This window comes from Streptomyces sp. NPDC102360, from assembly GCF_044766085.1.
Lineage (GTDB): Bacteria > Actinomycetota > Actinomycetes > Streptomycetales > Streptomycetaceae > Streptomyces.
In genome coordinates this window covers 1,368,986-1,386,882 of sequence record NZ_JBIWLG010000001.1, presented here as the reverse complement: position 1 = coordinate 1,386,882, position 17,897 = coordinate 1,368,986, and the positions used below count along the sequence as shown (strand labels likewise).

The window sequence follows — 17,897 nt, the reverse complement described above, 5'->3', positions numbered from 1 at the left end:
CGTCCGGCTCGAATCGTCCGGTGCTTGCGTCAGTGTGTGCCGGGGAGCACCAACAGGGCGTCCCCGACCGGGCGTTCACCGGTCGCGTCGGACGGGTCATTGATCACTTGGCCGTCGACGACCATCGTGGTCGAGCCGCCGCCGTCGAGGTTGATGGCGTCCCGCAGGCCGAGGGACCTGGCGACGTCGGCGGCCTCGTTGATGCTCAGGCCGAGGGATCCGGTGCCGCGGCCGTCGGCGGTGACGAGCACGGTGCGGCCCGCGGCGTCCGTGCCGGCGAGAGTGCGCGGGTTCCGCTTGTGCACCCAGCCGTAGTAGAAGCTCGGATTGCCGGGCTGCACCATGCCGTCGGTGGCCGGGGTGACGTGGCGGCGGCCGTCGCGGACGAGTTCGGGACCGCCGTTGAGGATGCTGGTCGAGCGGGAAGCGGTGACGGACCGCCCCTTGGTGTCTTTCAACCCGCTCTGGATGCGCAGGGGTTGGCCGGTCCTCGCGAGGGCGGTCAGTTGCGCCGCGTACACGCCCGTGGCCTGGACGCTGCGGCCTCCGGCGGGCAGGGTGCCGCCGCGCGGCGAGCGCACCTCGACGACGTGGCCGGTCCGGTCCAGGACAGCCTCGGCGCCGTCGCCCTTCGGTGTCTGTGCGCCGAACTCCGGGGTGAACGCGACGAGTTCGTCGGGGTCGGTGCAGGTGGTGTCGTGCAGTGGCCGGGCGGTCGGGGTGTCGTCGGCGGTGCCGCCGCAGTTGCGGATCAGGCCGGGGACGCGGTCGATGCCGTCGAGTGGCAGCTTCGTCCCGCCGGCGCGGACGCTCCCCCGCCAGGTGAACCGCTCCACCCCGGTGCCGCGCGCCGAGTCGTGGACGACGAGGCCGGGGCGCCCGTTCACCGCCTCGCTCAGCAGGCGGCCGTTGTAGACGCCGACTCCGGCCGGGTCGCCGGGGGCGCCCGCCTTGGGGTCGAGGACGAAGAAGCCCGCGTTGACCCCGGCCGTCGCGCCCTCGGCGGCGGCGAGCGCGCCGGCGGTCTCGCGGTTCTCCAGGTCCGGGCCGTACGTGGCCTTGAGGCCGCCGTCGAACTTCTTCGGGTCGACGGTGAGGACGTCGACCCGCCAGGGTCCGCGGTCCCCCGCATTCCCGTCCCAGCCGGTGTACCAGGCGGACCCGGTGTACCCGGCGGCGCGCAGGCGGGTGCGTTCGGCGGTGGCGGCGGCCTCGGTCGGGAAGGTGCCGACCCGGACCCGCCAGCCGAGGACTCCGCCCGCGTAGTCGGCGGTCGCCGCCGTGGTGACCTTCTCCGAACGGGCCTCGAAGCCGTCCGTACGCAGGTCGGAAGCGAGTTCGGCGGCGCTGGCCCCGTCCTTCAGGGCGGTCGGCGGCGCGTCCGGATCGGGCGAACCGGCGCCGCCAGGTATGGAGACCTCCACCGTCCACGCCATGGCGGGAGCGTCCGCGCCGCGCACGATCCGGGTGAGCGTCACGCCCGGCTGCAGCGTGCGCGTCGTCCTCCTCTCGGACAGATCGGCGGCGCCGAGCGGCAGGCCGCCGTGCCGGGGCGCGGACGGGTCCGGTGGCGGCGAAGCCGGTGCGGGTGCCGCACCCAGGAGGGCGAGAGCGCACATCGCCGCGCCCACGCCGAACAGTCTGCCGTTCACGAACCCCCCACTGCTCGAAGGACGACCTCCGTAACGGTGCGTGAGCCCATGACCACCAGTCAAGGCGTGTGCGCATCATTCATCGGCCGTTCGCCGTGCCGCCGCTGCCGCGACGTGGGTGGATCATGGAGTACGACACCGTGAGAGCACAGCCCTCCGTACGACCGGGAGCCCGCCCCATGCACCACCCCACCTCGACCGACCCCCGCCACGACGGTCTCGTGCGGGTGCGCGGCGCCCGCGAGCACAACCTCCAGGGCGTCGACGTGGACATCCCGCGGGACGTCCTCGCGGTCTTCACGGGCGTGTCCGGCTCCGGCAAGTCCTCGCTCGCCTTCGGCACGATCTACGCGGAGGCGCAGCGCCGCTACTTCGAGTCGGTCGCCCCGTACGCGCGCCGCCTGATCCACCAGGTGGGCGCGCCGAAGGTCGGCGAGATCAGCGGACTGCCGCCCGCGGTGTCGCTGCAGCAGAGCCGTTCGGCGCCGACCTCCCGCTCTTCGGTCGGCACCGTGACGACACTGTCGAACTCGCTGCGCATGCTGTTCTCGCGGGCCGGTACGTATCCGGAGGGCGCCGAGCGCCTCGATTCGGACGCATTCTCGTCCAACACGGCGGCCGGGGCCTGCCCCTCATGTCACGGCCTCGGTCAAGTGCACCGCACCACCGAGGAGTTGCTGGTCCCCGACCCCTCGCTGTCGATCCGCGAGGGGGCCATCGCGGCGTGGCCGGGGGCCTGGCAGGGCAAGAACCTGCGGGACGTCCTCGACGCGCTCGGGTACGACGTCGACCGGCCCTGGCGGGAGCTGGCGCGGGCGGACCGGGAGTGGATCCTGTTCACGGACGAGCAGCCGGTGGTGACCGTGCATCCGGTGCGGGACGCGGGCCGCATCCACCGCCCGTACCAGGGCACCTACATGAGCGCGAACCGGTACGTGCTCAAGACCTTCTCGGACTCCAAGAGCCAGTCGCTGCGCGCGAAGGCGGAGCGGTTCCTGGAGAGCACGCCGTGCCCGGTCTGCGGCGGCTCCCGGCTGCGCGCGGAGGCCCTGGCCGTCACCTTCGCGGGCCGGACGATCGCGGAGCTCGCCGGTGTCCCGCTCGCGGACCTCGCGGGTCTCCTCGCCACCGAGGGCGGCACCTCCGAGACGGCGCGCGTGCTCACCGAGGATCTGCGGGCCCGCATCGCCACGGTCACGGAGCTCGGGCTCGGCTACCTCAGCCTCGACCGGCCGACCCCCACCTTGTCGGCCGGTGAGCTCCAACGGCTGCGTCTGGCAACCCAGTTGAGGTCGGGGCTGTTCGGCGTCGTGTACGTCCTCGACGAGCCGTCGGCCGGACTCCACCCGGCCGACACCGAGTCCCTGCTCACCGTCCTGGACCGGCTGAAGGCGTCCGGCAACTCCGTGTTCGTGGTCGAGCACCACCTGGACGTGATGCGGCACGCCGACTGGCTGGTCGACGTCGGGCCGAAGGCTGGCGAGCACGGCGGCCGGGTGCTGCACAGCGGTCCGGTGGACGGGCTGCGCGAGGTCACGGAGTCGGCGACGGCCCGCTACCTCTTCGACGAGGAACCCGCCGCCGAGCGCCAAGTCCGCACTCCCAAGGGCTGGTTGAAGGTGGGCCCGCTCACCCGACACAATCTTCGTGAGGTCACCGCCGCGTTCCCGCTGGGCGTCTTCACCGCCGTCACGGGTGTCTCCGGGTCCGGGAAGTCGACGCTGATCGGCGAGATCACCGAGGACCTGGAAGGTGTCGGCCGGCTCGTGGTCGTCGACCAGAAGCCGATCGGGCGGACGCCGCGCTCCAACCTGGCCACGTACACGGGCCTGTTCGACGTCGTCCGCAAGGTGTTCGCGGCCACCGATGAGGCGAAGGCGCGCGGTTATGGCGTCGGCCGCTTCTCGTTCAATGTCACCGGCGGGCGCTGCGAGACGTGTCAGGGCGAGGGCTTCGTCAGCGTCGAGCTGCTGTTCCTGCCGAGCACGTACACGCCGTGCCCGGACTGCGCGGGTGCCCGCTACAACCCCGAGACGCTCCAGGTCACTTACCGGGGCCGGAACATCGCCGAGGTCCTCGACCTGACGGTGGAGTCGGCGGCGGAGTTCTTCGAGGCGGCGGACGACGAAGCTGCGCGGCCCGTGCTGCGCAGCCTGCGCACACTCCTCGACGTCGGCCTGGGCTATCTGCGGCTCGGCCAGCCGGCCACCGAGCTGTCGGGCGGCGAGGCCCAACGCATCAAGCTGGCCAGCGAGTTGCAGCGTGTACGGCGCGGGCACACCCTGTACCTCCTCGACGAGCCGACGACCGGTCTGCACCCGGCCGACGTGGAGGTGCTGATGCGCCAACTGAACGGCCTCGTCGACGCCGGGCACTCCGTCGTCGTGGTCGAGCACGACATGGCGGTGGTCGCCGGGGCGGACTGGGTCGTCGACATGGGTCCCGGCGGCGGGGCCGAGGGCGGGCGGGTCGTGGTCGCGGGGCCGCCCGCCGCCGTGACCGCCGAGACCGCGAGCCGGACCGGGGTCTACCTGCGACGTGCGCTGGGGTCCTGAGCGTCGGTGAGTGCAGGTGGTCCGTGCGGTGCGCGTCTCCCCGACGCGTCCTGCGCGGCCGCGGCCAATGACCTGCGGTCCGCGTGGCCGCCCGCGGCGAGCAGCGGGCGGACCTCGACGTGGGCGACGATCCGCCGCGCCGAGACCACCCGCCACAAGGCCGCGAACAGGGTGTCGTCGCCGACGAACGCGGGTGCGGTGCTGACCGTGCCGTCCGGCAGGCGGTAGCCGAGCCGCACCGGCTGCACCGGAACGCCCGCGTCCAGAGCGGCCTGGAACGCGGCCCGGCGGAAGGTCCCCCGGGCCCGGCCGCACCACGTGCTGCCCTCCGGGAACACCGCCACCGCGCCGCCCCGTTCCAGAACCGCGGCGAGTCGGGCCACCGTGCCGGGCAGCGCCCGCAGCCGGTCGCGGTCGATGAACACCACGCCAGCCCGCGCCGCAAGGAGTCCGGCGACCGGCCACCGCCTGATCTCCTTCTTGGCCACCATCCGGGCCGGCCGGACGGCCGCGAGCAGCGGGATGTCCATCCAGGAGATGTGGTTGGCGACCACCAGAAGACCACCGGAGGGCGGCGCCGCGCCGGTCAGGCGCAGCCGCACCCCGGTGGCACGTACGACCGCCCTGGCGAACAGCCGCACCCAGCTCGCGGGCACCCACCGGCCGAACGGCAGGAACACGACACCCACGACCAGCACCGCGAGCAGCGCCGCGAGGCGCAGCACCGCGCGCGGCACCCGCACCCCCGCGCTCTCGTCCCGCACGCACGCGCTGGAGCAGGGCGCGGTGGGCAGCCAGACGCTCATCGGGCCGGGGCGAGCGAGAGAAAGTGGTTCAGATAGCGGGCGTTCATCCGGCGCATCGAAAGCAGTACGTACAGATCGGCGACCCCGAAGTCGGGGTCGTGCGCGGGTGTTCCGCACACCCAGGCGCCGAGCCGCGTGTAGCCGCGCAGCAGTGGCGGCAGCGCGGTGCGTCCGGCGGGGCGGGCGACGTCGTCGGGGCGCCAGGCGCGCAGCGGGGTCACCCGGTACTCCTCGGGCGCGAGATGTGCGGCGCGCACCCGGTCCCAGGTCGCCGCGGCGAGCGCGCCGCCGTCGGCGAGCGGGATCGAGCAGCAGCCCGCGAGCCACTCGTGGCCGCGGTCGACCATGTAGCGGGCGATGGCCGCCCAGATCAGCCCGATGACGGCGCCGTCGCGGTGGTCGGGGTGCACGCAGGAGCGGCCGGCCTCGACGAGGTCCGAGCGGATCGGGGCGAGTGCCCTCAGGTCGAACTCGCCCTCCGAGTACAGCCGGCCGACCCCGGCGGCACGCTCGGGCGGCAGCAGGCGGTAGGTGCCGACCACGTGGCCGGTGGGCGCCTCCCGCACCAGCAGATGGTCGCAGTGAGCATCGAACATGTCGACGTCGAGTCCGGGGTGCGGGGTGTCGAGGCGGGCGCCCATTTCGAGAGCGAAGACATCGTGGCGCAGCCGTTGGGCGGCGCGGACGTCGGCGTCGTCCTGGGCAAGGCCGACGGTGTAGCGGGTGGGGGCGACGGGTCGTATGGGACGGTCGAGCGTACGTGCGCCGGTCATGACTGACTCCTGGTCACGTGCCTGTCGGCGGAGGTGGGGGGCCGACGTGGTGCGGCCTTCCGCCTCAGTTCTTCCGATCCCGGTTGGCGTGTACGTGACCAGCGTGTCGTGCGCGGATGTGGGGAGGTTGAATGCCCGGGGTGGGCCCCCTTGATGCCCGGCGCGGGCCGGAAACTCCCGGCGCGGGCCGGAAACGATGACGGGACCGGGGGTTGAGCACCACGTCCGGTCCCGCCCACCCCGCGCTCTTCGCGGGACGTTCATTGAAGGGTCAGCGGCTGACCTTTCGGTTCGCGCGCAGCCACTCCTTGTTCATGCTGGTGATGGAGAACAGCGGGATGCCCTTCGGGCAGGCCGTCGCGCACTCGCCGGCGAGGGTGCAGCCGCCGAAGCCCTCCTCGTCCATCTGCCCCACCATGTCGAGGACGCGGGTCTCGCGCTCGGGTGCGCCCTGCGGCAGCACGTTGAGGTGGTTGATCTTCGCCGAGGTGAACAGCATCGCCGCGCCGTTGGGGCAGGCCGCGACGCAGGCACCGCAGCCGATGCACTCGGCGTGCTCGAAAGAGAAGTCCGCGTCGGGCTTGGGAACGGGTACGGAGTGCGCCTCGGGGGCGGCGCCCGTCGGGGCCGTGATGTAGCCGCCTGCCTGGATGATCCGGTCGAAGGCCGAGCGGTCCACGACCAGGTCCTTCACGACCGGGAAGGCGGAGGCGCGCCACGGCTCGATGTCGATCGTGTCGCCGTCCTTGAAGGACCGCATGTGCAGCTGACAGGTGGTGGTGCGCTCCGGGCCGTGCGCGTCGCCGTTGATGACGAGCGAGCAGGCGCCGCAGATGCCCTCGCGGCAGTCGTGGTCGAAGGCGACCGGGTCGTCTCCCTTGAGGATGAGCTCCTCGTTGAGGGTGTCCAGCATTTCGAGGAAGGACATGTCCTGGGAGATGCCGTCCACCTCGTACGTGGACATGGTGCCTTCGGCGTCGGCGTTCTTCTGGCGCCAGACGCGCAGGGTGAGCTTCATGCGTAGCTCCGCTGAGTGGGGTGGACGTACTCGAAGACCAGGTCTTCCTTGTGCAGGGTGGGGGCTTCGCCGGTGCCGGTGAACTCCCAGGCCGCCGCGTAGGAGAACTCCTCGTCGACGCGCGCGGCCTCGCCGTCGGGGGTCTGCGACTCCTCACGGAAGTGGCCGCCGCAGGACTCGGCGCGGTGCAGCGCGTCGAGGCACATCAGCTCGGCGAGCTCGATGTAGTCGATGATGCGGTTGGCCTTCTCAAGCGACTGGTTGAACTCCTCGCCGACGCCGGGCACCTTGATGCGGCGCCAGAACTCCTCGCGGATCTGCGGGATCCGGTCGAGGGCCTTGCGCAGGCCGGCGTCGGTGCGGGCCATGCCGCAGAACTCCCACATGAGCTCGCCGAGTTCACGGTGGAAGGAGTCCGGTGTGCGGTCCCCGTCGACCGCGAGGAGCTTCGCGAGCCGCTCCTCGGTCTCGCGCACGACCTCGACGGTGGCCGGGTGCTCGGCGTTCACCTCGTCGGTGTGCGGGTGCTTGGCGAGGTAGTCGTTGATGGTGGCCGGCAGGACGAAGTAGCCGTCCGCGAGGCCCTGCATCAGCGCGGAGGCGCCGAGCCGGTTGGCGCCGTGGTCGGAGAAGTTGGCCTCACCGATCGCGAAGAGGCCGGGGATGGTCGTCTGCAGGTCGTAGTCGACCCAGAGTCCGCCCATCGTGTAGTGCACGGCGGGGTAGATCCGCATGGGCGTCTTGTACGGGTCCTCGTCGGTGATCCGCGCGTACATGTCGAAGAGGTTGCCGTACTTGGCCTCGACGGCCTTGCGGCCCATCCGCTCGATGGCATCGGCGAAGTCGAGGTACACACCCTGCCCGCCGGGGCCCACTCCCCTGCCCTCGTCGCACACGTTCTTCGCGGCGCGGGAGGCGATGTCACGGGGCACGAGGTTGCCGAACGCCGGGTAGATGCGCTCCAGGTAGTAGTCGCGCTCGTCCTCGGGGATCTTGTTCGCCGGGCGGTCGTCGCCCTTCGCCTTCGGCACCCAGATACGGCCGTCGTTGCGCAGCGACTCCGACATCAGCGTCAGCTTCGACTGGTGGTCGCCGGTGCGCGGGATGCACGTCGGGTGGATCTGCGTGAAGCAGGGGTTGGCGAAGTAGGCGCCGCGCCGGTGGGCGCGCCAGACGGCCGTCGCGTTGGAGTTCATGGCGTTCGTCGACAGGTAGAAGACGTTGCCGTAGCCGCCGGAGGCGAGCACCACGGCGTCCGCGAAGTACGTCTCGATCTTGCCCGTGATCAGGTCGCGGGCCACGATGCCGCGGGCCTTGCCGTCCACGATGACGAGGTCGAGCATCTCGGTGCGCGGATGCAACTCGATGTTCCCCGCGGCCACTTGGCGGCTCAGCGCCTGGTACGCACCGAGGAGGAGCTGCTGGCCCGTCTGGCCACGGGCGTAGAAGGTGCGGGACACCTGCACGCCGCCGAAGGAGCGGGTGTCGAGGAGGCCGCCGTACTCGCGGGCGAAGGGCACACCCTGCGCGACACACTGGTCGATGATCTCGACGGAGATCTGCGCCAGGCGGTGCACGTTCGACTCACGGGCGCGGAAGTCGCCGCCCTTGACGGTGTCGTAGAAGAGGCGGTGCACCGAGTCGCCGTCGTTGCGGTAGTTCTTCGCGGCGTTGATGCCACCCTGCGCGGCGATCGAGTGGGCGCGGCGCGGCGAGTCCTGGTAGCAGAACTGGACTACGTGGTAGCCCTGTTCGGCCAGCGTGGCGCCGGCGGAGCCGCCGGCGAGTCCTGTGCCGACGACGATGACGGTGTGCTTGCGGCGGTTGGCCGGGTTGACCAGCTTGGCCTCGAAGCGGCGGGTGTCCCAGCGTTCGTTGACCGGGCCCGTCGGGGCCTTGGTGTCGACGACCGGTTCGCCGGTGGTGTACTCCGCGTACTGCGTGTTCACAGTCATGTTCCTCAGCTCACCAATCCGGTCATGACGCCCACGGGCACGGCGATGAAGCCGAGCGTGAGCACCACGGCGAGTACGTTGCCGACGGTCTTCAGAACGCGGTCACGGGTGCGGCTGCCGACACCGAGGGTCTGCGCGGCGCTCCAGAACCCGTGCTGGATGTGGAAGCCGAGGGCGAGCATCGCGACGATGTAGATGACGTTGCTGTACCAGGTCGAGAACGTGTCGATGACGTTCTGGTACGGGTGCAGGTGCTCGTAGCCGCCGGGGTGCACCGTGCCGGTCGTCAGGTCGAGGATGTGCCAGACGATGAACAGGCCGAGGATGATGCCGCCCCAGCGCATGGTGCGCGTCGCGTAGTCCGAACGCGGCTTCTTGTGCGCGTACTTGCTGGGGCGCGCCTTCATGCCACGACGGCTCAGCTGGTACGCGGACGTGGCGTGGGCGACGACGGCGACGACCAGCACCACGCGGGCGATCCACAGCCCCCACTCGTAGTGCAGCACCGGGGACCCCATGGTGCGCAGCCAGGAGGCGTAGTGGTTCATCTCGTCGGGGCCGAAGAAGATTTTGAGGTTCCCGATCATGTGCGCGACCAGGTAGAGCAGCATGACGAGGCCGCTCACCGCCATCACTGTCTTCTTGCCGACGGAGCTGTCCCAGATCGTTCGGGGCATGGACGGCCGTCGGTCCGTCCGCGTTGCCAGAGCCATGGGTCAAGACGCTAGAGCCCGAAGGCCCGATCGGTCCAAGACATGGTGCGCCTCATTTCGATAGGCAATCGCTATCGACGGGTTATGGTGGCCGATATGCAGTTCCAGCAGCTTCAGTACTTCGTCGCGGTCGCGGAGACCCGGCACTTCACCCGCGCCGCCGAGCTGGTGCATGTCGCCCAGCCTTCGCTGTCCCAGCAGATCCGGGCGCTCGAGCGGGAGCTGGGGGTCGATCTCTTCCTGCGCGCCCGGGGCAACATCTCGCTGACGGACGCCGGCGAGGCGCTGCTTCCGCTGGCGCGGCGCATCCTCGCCGACGCGGACACCGCGCGGCACGAGGTGCAGGAGCTGGCGCAGCTCAAGCGGGGGCGGGTGCGGCTGGGTGCCACTCCGTCGCTGTGCACGGGGCTGTTGCCGGACGTGCTGAGGTCCTTCCACGACCGGTATCCGGGGATCCAGCTGATGATCGAGGAGGGCGGCTCCCACGACCTCGTACGAGAACTCGCGCGCGGCGCCCTCGACCTCGCGCTCGTCGTGCTCCCGCTGCCGGCGCCCGCGCCCGCCCTGACGACGGTGGAGCTGCTGCGCGAGGAGTTGGTGGTGGTGTCGTCCAAGGACGCGCCCGCGCCGGGGCGGGGCGGTGGGAAGTCCGTGCGGATCTCCGACCTGGAGGGCGAGCGGCTCGTCATGTTCCGGCACGGGTACGACCTGCGGGAGCTGACCGTGGCGGCGTGCCGGGGTGAGGGGTTCGAGCCGGACTTCGCGGTGGAGGGCGGGGAGATGGACGCGGTGCTGGGGTTTGTGCGGGCGGGGCTCGGGGTGGCGGTGGTGCCGTGGATGGTGGCGCATCGGGCCGGGGCGGATTTGCGGGTCACGGCTCTTGCCAAGCCGGGGCTGAGCCGCACGATTGCGCTCGCGCACCGGTCGGATGTGGCGCCGCCGCGGGCTGCGCGGGAGCTTCAGCGGATGCTCTTCGAGGGGCGGGAGTGAGGGGTGCGGTCGGCCGGGGTTGCGGTTGCGGGGCTCTGCCCCGGACCCCGCGCCTCAAGCGCCGGCGGGGCTGAAATTACCGAACCGGCGTTACGGACGCGGGGCTCCGCCCCGGACCCCGCGCCTCAAGCGCCGGCGGGGCTTGATTAACCCGTCGCGTCCGCCAGGGCCAGGTCGTGGAGGCGGTCCGGGGGGCCGGGGCGGGCGTAGTACCAGCCTTGGGCGGTGTCGCAGCCGAGGTGGCGGAGTTGCTCGGCCTGCGCGCCGGTCTCCACGCCCTCGACGGTGACCGACAGGCCGAGGCTGTGGGCGAGCGAGACGATGCCCTCGACGATCTTCAGGTCGACGGGGTCCGCGGGGAACTGCTGCATGCCCTGGGTGAAGGAGCGGTCCAGTTTGAGGACGTTCACGGGCAGCCGACGCAGGTTCGCCAGGTTCGAGTAGCCGGTGCCGAAGTCGTCGAGGGCGATGTCGACGCCCATTTCGGACAGGCGTCGCAGGGGCTTGAGGAGGTCGTCGTCCGCGCCGATCAACGCCGACTCCGTGACCTCCAGGCACAGCGCGTCGGGTTCGAGGCCGAAGCGCTCCAGGATGTCGACGGTCTCCGCCACCAGGCCGGGGTGGGTCAGCTGCATCGGGGACAGGTTGACGTTGATGCGGAACGGGCCCGCCTCCTCGTACCGGTCCTGCCAGATCCGCGCCTGTCGGACCGATTCCTCCAGCACCCAGCGGCCGAGCGGCACGATCAGACCGGTGTGCTCGGCGAGCGGGATGAAGCGGTCGGGGCCGAGCACGCCGTGCTGCGGATGCAGCCAGCGGACCAGGGCCTCGGCGCCGCGCACACTGCCGTCGCCGAGGTGCACCAGGGGCTGGTACTCGATGAAGAACTCGCCGCGGTCCAGGGCGGCTGGCAGCGCCGTCGTCAGGCCGTGCCGGGTGATGGCGCGGGCGTCGGCCTCGGGGTCGGCCAGCTCGTAGCGGTTGCCGCCCGCGGACTTGGCCCGGTACATCGTGATGTCGGCGCTGCGCAGCACCTCGGCGGGGCTGCGCTCGGCGGCCGGACCCTCGACGATGCCGACCGAACCGCGCACGGTCAGCTCGCGCCCGTCGATGCGGATGGGGGTGGCCAGTGCGTGCATGATGCGCCCGGCCAGTTCGTCGACCTCGGCCTCCGTGTCCTTGCCGGTGGTCAGCGCCACGAACTCGTCGCCGCCGAGCCGCGCGACCATCTCTCCGGGACCGGTGGCGCAGGCCTGGAGACGGTCCGCGACCTCGACGAGGAGCCGGTCCCCCGCCGCGTGGCCGAGGCTGTCGTTGATGGTCTTGAAGCCGTCGAGGTCGAGGTAGCACAGGCCGAAGCGCATACCTCCGCCCGCGCTGAGCACCTTCTCCAGGCGCTCGAAGAACAGGGTGCGGTTGGGGAGCCCGGTGAGCGCGTCATGGGTGGCTTCGTAGCGCAGCCGCAGGTTCAGCAGGCGGCGCTCGGTCACGTCCTCCATGAGCGCCAGCTGGTACTGGGGCGCGCCGTCCGCGTCGCGCAGCAGCGAGACCGTCAGGTTCGTCCACAGGGCGGTGCCGTCCGGGCGCGAGTAGGCCTTGTCCACCCGGTAGTGCTCGCGCTCTCCCTGCACCAGCTCGTGGTACATGCGCCAGATGTGCGGAGCGTCCTCGGGGTGTGTCAGCTCGTGGGCCTTGCGTTTGAGCAGCTGCTGCCTGCTGCCGCCGAACATCCGCACCATCGTCTCGTTGACCTCGACGATGGTGCCGTCGAGGTCGGCGATCCCGATGCCGATCGCGGCGCCGTGGAACACCGCGCGAAACTTGGCCTCGCTCGCGTGCAGGGCCTCGGCGACGGCGCTGCGGGCGTCGAGCGCGGCGCGCGATATGGCCTCCTGTTCGGCGCGGGTGCGCTCCCGCAGCGCGGCCGCGAACCCGGCGGCCATCGCGTGCTGGATACGGGAGCAGCGCGAGCGCAGCTCCTCCGCGCGCTCCGCCGACGGCGTTTCGTCGCCACAGTGCCGGACGAGATGTGTCTCCACCACGTCGAGGGTCTGCGTGAGCGCCTCGGGGTCGGTGCAGTGGGCGTCGACCAGGGCCGCTCCGACGGCCTGCGCCTCCGCGCTGTCCAGAGCCCGCGCGCCGAGTACGGTGCGCAGCCGGCGCACGAGCGGCACGAGTTCCGCCTCGAACTCGTGCCGGGTCAGCGAGGTCGCCGTGACCGGGAAGATCGCCCGGCTCCAGAGCACGGCGAACTCGCGCACTCTGTCTTCCGGTCCGCCCGAGGCATCACCGCCGATGCCGTCGTCAGTCCGTGCCGACCTGCCCGTCCGGCCGGCTTTTCCGGCCGGGGATCCGGGGTTCGTGCCCCGGGAGGATGCAGCAGTCACGCCTTGCGCCCCACTCCCACATAGCCCGCGAACGTGTACGGGTCCTCGTCCTCTGGGGCGGTGTCGGGCCGCCACACCGGCATCGCCACGATGCCCGGTTCGACCACCTCGTACCCCTTGAAGAACCGTTTGATCTCGTCGCGGTTCCGCATGATCAGCGGATTGCGGACATCGTTTCGATAGACGTCGACCATCCCGTCCGCCCGCTCCGTCTCTATGGGCATGCCCTCATTGGAGGCATGCGTCACAATGAGCAGGCTGCCCGGTGCGAGCGCCTCGCCGAGTTCGGCCACGGCCGCGTACGGGTCGTCGGCCTCCGCGATGAAGTGCAGTACGGCGACGAGGAGCAGCGCCACCGGCCGTTCCAGGTCGATCAGTTCGGCGACTTCGGGGCTCTCCAGGATCTCCCGCGGCTTGCGGAGGTCCGCCGTGACGACTCCCGTGTGCGGGACGTCCTCGAGGACCGCCCTGCTGTGCGCGACGGCGACCGGGTCGTGGTCGACGTACACCACGCTCGCCCCGGGGCTCGCCTGCTGGGCCACCTCGTGCACATTGCCGAACGTGGGGATGCCGGAGCCGATGTCGAGGAACTGCGTGATGCTGGCCTCGGCGGCGTACCGCACGGCCCGGCGCATGAACGCCCGGTTCGCCTGCATGATCTTCGGCAGCCCCGGCAGGAACTCCATGGCCTTGCGGGCGGCCTCCCTGTCGACCTCGAAGTTGTGCGAACCGCCCAGGTAGAAGTCATAGATACGGGACACACTGGGCACCGAGATGTCGATGCCCTGTGGGGCCCAGGCGGGTCGCTGCATCAAGGTCTCCATGGCGTAGGCGTGCCGGTGTTCGAGCCGAGGCTACTGATCCACCGCCAAAGGAGCGAGTCAAAACGGAAATTGACCATCCGTTCCCGGTCACTGCCTCCGTCACGTGCCAAACGGCAACGATCAGAAACCATCCCGAAACCTTCTCTTTCCCCGACTTCCCCGACGAAAAGAACCGGCCCGCTCCCTCCACACGGCCTGACCTGGCCATGCGGGGAACGGACCGGCGACGAGCCAATTCCGTTGACGACTCTACTGTGAGCGCCTCACCGAACGCACTTGCCCCTCCTGGTTGTTACTTCGGAGCGCCTACCGGCTTTCCATTCGGAGCCGCCGCGTACCAAGTACCTCCTACGCCCTGCCCGTTCGTGTCACCTGGCTTTTTGTCGCCCGAGAAGGTGTAGACGGGCCAGCAGTTCAGAGTCTGCTGCTTGGTTCCGTCGGGCCTTGTGAAGGCCATGTATCCCTTCAGTGGAATGTTCTTCGTGTCGTTCTTCGCAACCGGAGCGAGCGCGGGCCACTTCTCGGCGCAGGCGCCGACACAGTTCGACTTGATGGGCCACGCCGAGTCCTTGAGGAAGCGGTAGACCGTCATGCCGTTCTTGTCGACGACGACCTCGCCGAGCTTCGGGTCGTTGCGTGTGGACAGGCCCTCGAGGTCGGCGGGCACGGCTCCGGCCTCCTGCTCGGCCTTCTTGTTGGCCTTCTTGCCGTCGGGGGCCGCGGCCCACCAAGTGCCGCCCACGCCCTGGCCCTTGACGTCGCCGGCCTTCTTGTCCATCGCGTAGTGGTACATAGGCCAGCCGTCGACCGTCAGCTGCTTCGTGCCGTCGGCGGCGGTGACCTCGCCGAGCAAGGACTTGTCGACCCCGGGCGCGGCCTTGGCGCCGCTCGCCGGCACGGCCGGCCACGCCTTCAGGCAGGCCGCGTCACAGTTCGACTTGGGCGGCTCGGCGGTGTCCTTGTCGAAGCGGTACAGGGTCATACCGTCGCTGTCGGTGAGCACCTTGCCGAGTTCCTTGCTGTCCCACGAGGCCAGCTGCCCCGCGGACTTGGTCTTGGCCGCGCTCTTGTCCGTACTGCCGGACGAGCCGTAGCCGTCGGAACCCGAGCCATAGCCGTCGGAGGACCCGTAACCGCCCTGCGCGTCGGCCGCGCTGCCCACGTTCTGGCCCGTGGCCGCCTGATCGCCCTGGTCCTGACCGCACGCCGTCGTCAGCGCCAGCAGGGCCGCAGCTGTCGCTACGAGCGAGGCGCTCCGCCAGGAGGTCTTCATCTCAACTCCCGCACATTGCTTGGGTGTTGTGCGAGCCCGGGTGGGCCGCACATGGCCCTAGGTACGCGCGGCGGTGACGGCTGTGTTCAATGCGGGGGAAGATTTCTTCGGGTGCGGCAGTGACGTGCCGCTGGGGCACAGGTCCGGTAGCAGGCCCGCGTACGCCCGCAAACCCGAATGCTCCCGCGCCCCACCATCGGGGCATTCCGGGTCCGTGTCGGCGTGCCGGGGCCCGCCGCTGCCCAGGATCATGGTCGTGCATCCATCCAAGCGCTCCGGGTCAGCCCTGGTCACCCGCGTCGTCGCGGTGCTCGCCACCGCGTGGCTGTGCGGCGCGCCGAGCGCGGCCGCCACCGCAGCGCCGGTCGCCGTCCCGGCCGACAACTGCGCGTATGCCTCGGTGGACGGCGGCTCGTCGGGCGACGCGGTGGCGGTCTCCGGCAGCGGCGTCGTCTGCCGCGCGGGCCCCAGCACTCCCCCACCGAAGAAGCCCGCGCCCAAGCCTCCGCCTCCCAAGCCGGCACCTCCACCGCCGCCTCCGCCCCCGCCTCCACCGCCCCCTCCGCCGACACCGACGCCTCCACCACCACCGCCCCCGGCTCCCGAACCGCCCCCGAAACCCGAGCCGAAACCGACGCCGACCCCGACCCATACGAAGCCCCCGCCGCCAAGCCCGAAGCCGGTGCACTACCCGGCCTACCGCCCCACCGCCCACCGCGCCCCACCGCGCGGCGGCCCGTCCCTGGTCACGCTCACCCTGCTCATCACAGCGCCCGCGGTGCTCGCTGTCGCCGCGCTGCGTCCCCGCTGAACTTGTTGAACCTTTGTGGAGCTGTCGATGTCGGAATGGCTTGTTCTCGCCCTCGCGATGCTCGCGGTCTGCGGTGTCGTCCTCGTCGTCCAGGTCCTGCAACAGCGCAGGATCGGCGATGACGACGACCCGTCCGAGACCCCCGACGTCATCGAGTACATGACGATGATGATCGGCGTGGTCTACGCGATCGTCCTCGGCCTCGCCATCGCGGGCGTCTGGGAGGGCCGCAGCGCCGCCGAGGACCACGTACGCAGTGAGGCGCAGGCGCTGCATGAGATCCATGAACGCGTCCGGGTCTATCCGGCGGAGGTACGGGACGACATTCGCGCGGATGTCGACAGGTATGTCAGCCATGTCGTCACCACCGAGTGGGATTCCATGCGCAACGAGGGCGAGCTGACCGCCAAGGGCGACACGCTGCTGCAGAAGGTGCGCGAGGACGTCACGGACTTCGAGCCGAAGAACGACTTCCAGGCGCAGGCCTACCAGCCGCTGCTCGACCAGGTGACGGCCGCCGACGAGGCACGCGGCGCCCGCTCGGACTCGACGAGCGCCACGATGCCGGGTGTCGTCTGGTTCGGTCTGGTCGTCGGCGCCCTGGTCACCATCGGCATGATCTTCGCGTTGCAGATCAGGCGCACCAAGCGCGAGCTGGTCCTCGCCGGGCTCTTCTCGTCGCTGATCGCGTTCCTGCTCTTCCTGATCTGGGACCTCGACGCCCCGTACAGCCGGGGCGTCGCGGCCACGGCGGAGCCCTTCCTGATGCTGTTCCCCGGCGCCCACTGAGCGGAAGCCACCTGACCGGCCCACATGTGTGCCCCGTTCGTACGACACGGATCGCGGCCGTACGGGGGTGTCCTTAGCGTTTCCGGCATCGAGGGGCCTGTCCCCGGCGCGCGGAACCGGTCCGCTGCCGCTCCTCGTGGATCCCGGAGGAACCCCCAATGCACGCGATACGTGCCGCATCCGCCGCCGTGCTCTCGCTCACCGCCCTGACCCTGACCGCGCCCTCGGCCGTCGCCGACGACTCCGGATCGTTCCGGCCGAGCATCTCCCCCACCACGATCGCCGCGGGCGGCAAGGTGACCCTGTCGGCCAGCGGCTGCAAGGGAAAGACCGAAGTGTCGGCCGGGATCTTCGACTCCGTCACGATCGGCCCCGGCGAGGGCCCCCGCACCGTCCCCGTCGACTGGGACGCGAAACAAGGCGCCGCCTACACCGTGACGTACACCTGTGACGGCGGCCAGCCCCGCAGGGTCGACCTCACCATCGCCACCGGCCGCCCCGACTCCTCCCCCAGCCCCGTGCCCCAGGGCGTCAAGGCCGGCATCGGTGGCAGCGCCGGAGGGCTCGATCTGCAGGAGGTCGCCCTCGGTGGCGCCCTGATCGCGGGCGCGCTCGGCACCGCGTACGTCGTGGCACGCCGCCGCACCGGCGACAAGAGCGCCTGACCCGCCGCGCCTCCCCATGTCGAACTGGCGCTTCGCGGACGAGGAACGGCCCAGCAGGCGTGCCCCGTGGGGCGTGCTCGCGCTGGTGCTGCTCACCGGGCTCGCGCTCGTCCGCAGCGGTTCGGGGCAGCTCGACGAAGGGCCGCCGCAGCCCGCCTCCGCCGCGGCCGCCGAACGGCGCACGCCCGAGCCGGCGCGCGCGAAGGCCGCCCGTCCGCTGCCCTTCTCGCTGGTCGACCGGGTCCGGATCCCGGCGATCCGGGTCGACGCCCCGGTGACGGAGGTCGGCCTGGACGCGGAGGGCTGGATCGACGCGCCGCCGCCCGAGGAGGCGAATCTGGCGGGCTGGTTCACGGGGGCCGCGGCGCCCGGTGAGCGGGGCACCGCGGTCGTCGTGGGCCACGTCGACAACGCGCGTGGCCCCGCCGTCTTCTACGGCCTGGGCTCGCTGCGCGAGGGCCACCACGTGGAGATCCGGCGCAGGGACGGCAGGACGGCCGTCTTCCGGGTCTACGGGGTCGAGGTGTTCGCGAAGTCCCGCTTCCCGGGCCGCACGGTCTACCGCTCGCACAGCACACCGGAGTTGCGGCTCATCACGTGTGGCGGCCATTTCTCGAAGCGCGACGGTTACGAAGGCAATGTCGTGGCGTTCGCCCGCCTGGTGTCGACGCGCTGAGGCCATGCCT

Annotated in this window: 15 protein-coding genes; 6 read left to right on the top strand and 9 right to left on the bottom strand. The window is 71.0% G+C overall.

Translation table 11 applies throughout. The annotated features are described in order from the left end of the window. Positions 1-29 precede the first annotated feature (29 nt). The gene (locus ACIRHA_RS06250; RefSeq protein ID WP_403840468.1) at positions 30-1,652 is read right to left on the bottom strand and encodes a phosphodiester glycosidase family protein; all 1,623 of its coding nucleotides are present in this window, start codon (positions 1,650-1,652) and stop codon (positions 30-32) included. Positions 1,653-1,831: 179 nt separating this feature from the next. On the opposite strand from ACIRHA_RS06250, the gene ACIRHA_RS06245 reads away from it, so the two are divergent. Beyond that, a complete protein-coding gene (locus ACIRHA_RS06245) occupies positions 1,832-4,207 on the top strand; it encodes an ATP-binding cassette domain-containing protein (protein WP_403840465.1) in 2,376 nt (791 codons plus the stop codon). Here ACIRHA_RS06245 and ACIRHA_RS06240 read toward each other — a convergent pair. The 5 genes from ACIRHA_RS06240 to ACIRHA_RS06220 all read right to left on the bottom strand — a co-directional run bounded on the left by ACIRHA_RS06240 (position 4,180) and on the right by ACIRHA_RS06220 (position 9,436). Next, positions 4,180-5,013, bottom strand: a complete 834-nt coding sequence (locus ACIRHA_RS06240) for a lysophospholipid acyltransferase family protein (protein WP_403840462.1) — start codon at positions 5,011-5,013, stop codon at positions 4,180-4,182. The two genes, ACIRHA_RS06245 and ACIRHA_RS06240, sit on opposite strands and share 28 nt — an antisense overlap. Further along, positions 5,010-5,786 (bottom strand): GNAT family N-acetyltransferase, encoded by a 777-nt coding sequence (locus ACIRHA_RS06235; protein ID WP_403840460.1) that lies wholly within the window; start codon positions 5,784-5,786, stop codon positions 5,010-5,012. Before ACIRHA_RS06235 ends, ACIRHA_RS06240 begins: the two co-directional genes overlap by 4 nt. Positions 5,787-6,057: 271 nt before the next feature. Next, positions 6,058-6,804 (bottom strand): succinate dehydrogenase/fumarate reductase iron-sulfur subunit, encoded by a 747-nt coding sequence (locus tag ACIRHA_RS06230; protein ID WP_351330881.1) that lies wholly within the window; start codon positions 6,802-6,804, stop codon positions 6,058-6,060. Beyond that, a complete protein-coding gene (locus ACIRHA_RS06225) occupies positions 6,801-8,759 on the bottom strand; it encodes a fumarate reductase/succinate dehydrogenase flavoprotein subunit (protein ID WP_403840458.1) in 1,959 nt (652 codons plus the stop codon). The genes ACIRHA_RS06230 and ACIRHA_RS06225 overlap by 4 nt, the downstream gene beginning before the upstream one ends. Before the next feature lie 5 nt (positions 8,760-8,764). Continuing rightward, positions 8,765-9,436, bottom strand: coding sequence for a succinate dehydrogenase (locus tag ACIRHA_RS06220; protein WP_403840456.1), 672 nt, complete (start codon positions 9,434-9,436; stop codon positions 8,765-8,767). A 132-nt stretch (positions 9,437-9,568) separates the two neighbouring features. Between ACIRHA_RS06220 and ACIRHA_RS06215 the strand changes: the two genes are divergently transcribed. After that, complete coding sequence (locus ACIRHA_RS06215) at positions 9,569-10,462, top strand: LysR family transcriptional regulator (RefSeq protein ID WP_403840454.1); 894 nt, start codon at positions 9,569-9,571, stop codon at positions 10,460-10,462. A gap of 146 nt (positions 10,463-10,608) precedes the next feature. On the opposite strand, the gene ACIRHA_RS06210 is transcribed toward ACIRHA_RS06215, so the two are convergent. The 3 genes from ACIRHA_RS06210 to ACIRHA_RS06200 all read right to left on the bottom strand — a co-directional run bounded on the left by ACIRHA_RS06210 (position 10,609) and on the right by ACIRHA_RS06200 (position 14,946). Further along, on the bottom strand, positions 10,609-12,759 hold the full coding sequence (locus tag ACIRHA_RS06210) for a putative bifunctional diguanylate cyclase/phosphodiesterase (RefSeq protein ID WP_403842134.1): 2,151 nt from the start codon (positions 12,757-12,759) through the stop codon (positions 10,609-10,611). 86 nt (positions 12,760-12,845) lie between these two features. Further along, the gene (locus ACIRHA_RS06205) at positions 12,846-13,661 is read right to left on the bottom strand and encodes an SAM-dependent methyltransferase (RefSeq protein ID WP_403840451.1); all 816 of its coding nucleotides are present in this window, start codon (positions 13,659-13,661) and stop codon (positions 12,846-12,848) included. A gap of 304 nt (positions 13,662-13,965) precedes the next feature. Continuing rightward, positions 13,966-14,946 (bottom strand): SCO0930 family lipoprotein, encoded by a 981-nt coding sequence (locus ACIRHA_RS06200; protein WP_403840449.1) that lies wholly within the window; start codon positions 14,944-14,946, stop codon positions 13,966-13,968. A 250-nt stretch (positions 14,947-15,196) separates the two neighbouring features. On the opposite strand from ACIRHA_RS06200, the gene ACIRHA_RS06195 reads away from it, so the two are divergent. From ACIRHA_RS06195 to ACIRHA_RS06180, 4 genes are all read left to right on the top strand, one after another. Then, a complete protein-coding gene (locus tag ACIRHA_RS06195) occupies positions 15,197-15,757 on the top strand; it encodes a hypothetical protein (RefSeq protein WP_403840447.1) in 561 nt (186 codons plus the stop codon). Positions 15,758-15,784: 27 nt separating this feature from the next. Continuing rightward, entirely contained in the window at positions 15,785-16,546 is a 762-nt protein-coding gene (locus ACIRHA_RS06190; RefSeq protein WP_403840444.1) for a hypothetical protein, read from the top strand. A 158-nt stretch (positions 16,547-16,704) separates the two neighbouring features. Continuing rightward, positions 16,705-17,211: a hypothetical protein gene (locus ACIRHA_RS06185; RefSeq protein WP_403840441.1), complete on the top strand. Its 507-nt coding sequence runs from the start codon at positions 16,705-16,707 to the stop codon at positions 17,209-17,211. A gap of 16 nt (positions 17,212-17,227) precedes the next feature. After that, positions 17,228-17,887 carry a class F sortase gene (locus ACIRHA_RS06180; RefSeq protein ID WP_403840438.1) on the top strand — a complete coding sequence of 220 codons (660 nt, stop codon included), beginning with the start codon at positions 17,228-17,230 and terminating at the stop codon, positions 17,885-17,887. Positions 17,888-17,897 lie beyond the last annotated feature (10 nt).